The organism is Nostoc sp. MG11, assembly GCF_014904695.1.
Classification (GTDB): Bacteria; Cyanobacteriota; Cyanobacteriia; order Cyanobacteriales; family Nostocaceae; genus Komarekiella.
In genome coordinates, this window is the sequence record NZ_JACXXN010000165.1 from 1 (window position 1) to 1,609 (window position 1,609).

General features: G+C 38.8%; 1 protein-coding gene. It reads left to right on the forward strand.

Going from position 1 to position 1,609, the window contains the following annotated elements; translation table 11 throughout:
• Window positions 1–1,609 (forward strand): non-ribosomal peptide synthetase (locus tag HCR01_RS37820; protein WP_193200998.1); only part of this gene is annotated, 1,609 nt, incomplete at both ends.

A 1,609-nucleotide genomic window follows, 5' to 3' on the forward strand; every position in this document is an offset into this window, starting at 1 on the left:
ATGTTGAAGTAGCTTTTGATAATTTGGCTTATGTTATCTACACTTCTGGTTCTACTGGACAACCCAAGGGAGTTGCGATTGAACAGCAGAGTTTGGTTAACCACAGTCAAGCCATCATAAAGAAATATGGTTTAACTTGTAATGACCGAATCTTGCAATTTGCCAACTTTGGCTTTGATGTTGCTTACGAAGAAATATTCCCCACATTTCTTCGGAGTGCAACCTTAATTATTGCAGAAGAGAAAATTTTCTCCTCCTTTGCAAATTTGTCCCAACTGATCGAACAACAAAAACTAACGGTATTGAATTTGCCAGTATCATACTGGCAAGGATGGATTTGGGAATTATCTCAATTGAAAGATGTTGAGTTACCCCTGAGTCTTCGCTTGGTTGTTGTCGGTAGTGAAGTTGTAGCTCCGAAACAACTTAGGCTGTGGTTCAAGCATACGCGGGATAATGTGAGTTTGCTTAATGCTTATGGTTCGACGGAAACCACTATTACAGCAACAGTCTATGAGCCTACAACTGACTTTCAATCAGATAAGTCAGTTCCTATAGGTCGCCCCATTGCTAATACTTCAATTTACATCCTTGATCACTATTTACAACCAGTGCCCATTGGTGTCCCTGGAGAATTGCACATTGGTGGTCTATGTTTAGCACGAGGTTATCTCAACCGTCCCAAACTAACTTTAGAAAAATTCATCCCTGATCCTTTCAGTAATCAAAGTTCTGCACGGTTGTATAAAACTGGAGATTTAGCACGTTATTTAGCTGATGGTAACATTGAATTTCTTAGCCGTATCGATAACCAATTGAAGGTGCGGGGCTTTCGCATCGAACCAGGGGAAATTGAATCAGTTCTAACAGCTTACCCGCAAGTGCAACAAGCTGTGGTAGTTGCCACAGAAGATATTCATGAGAACAAACGTTTAGTTGCTTATGTAGTCACTGATAATAAATCACTCACTACTAATCAACTACGTGAATTCCTCAAGCAAAATCTACCAGACTACATGATACCTGGTGCGTTTGTAATTTTAGAGAGTTTACCATTAACAGCAAATGGTAAAGTAGATAAAAAAGCACTAAGCGCACCAGATGGAATTTCACGAGAAAATAAATACATAGCACCACGTACGGAAATAGAAAAAATATTAACTAAAATTTGGCAAGAACTGCTGCTATTGGAAAAAGTCAGTATTCACGACAACTTCTTTGAAATTGGTGGCGACTCCATCCTGAGCATTCAAGTAGTTTTTCGTGCGAAAAACTCAGGAATACAAATCACCCCTAAACAGATATTCCAAAATCAAACCATTGCCGAATTAGCTAAAGTTGCCAACACAACAGCTAATGTCAGTGCTAAACAAAGTCTAGTTACAGGAATTGCATCTCTAACACCGATTCAACATTGGTTCTTCGCACAAAAAACACAACAATCGCACCATTTCAACCAATCAGTTTTATTAGAGATTTCCAAGAATATCAAAGCGGAATTCCTAGAGACAGCTGTAGAAAAATTGTTAGAACATCACGATGCTCTACGTTTACGATTCACATCACAAGCATCAGAGTACAAACAAATAAACCAAGGCTTAGATGATGT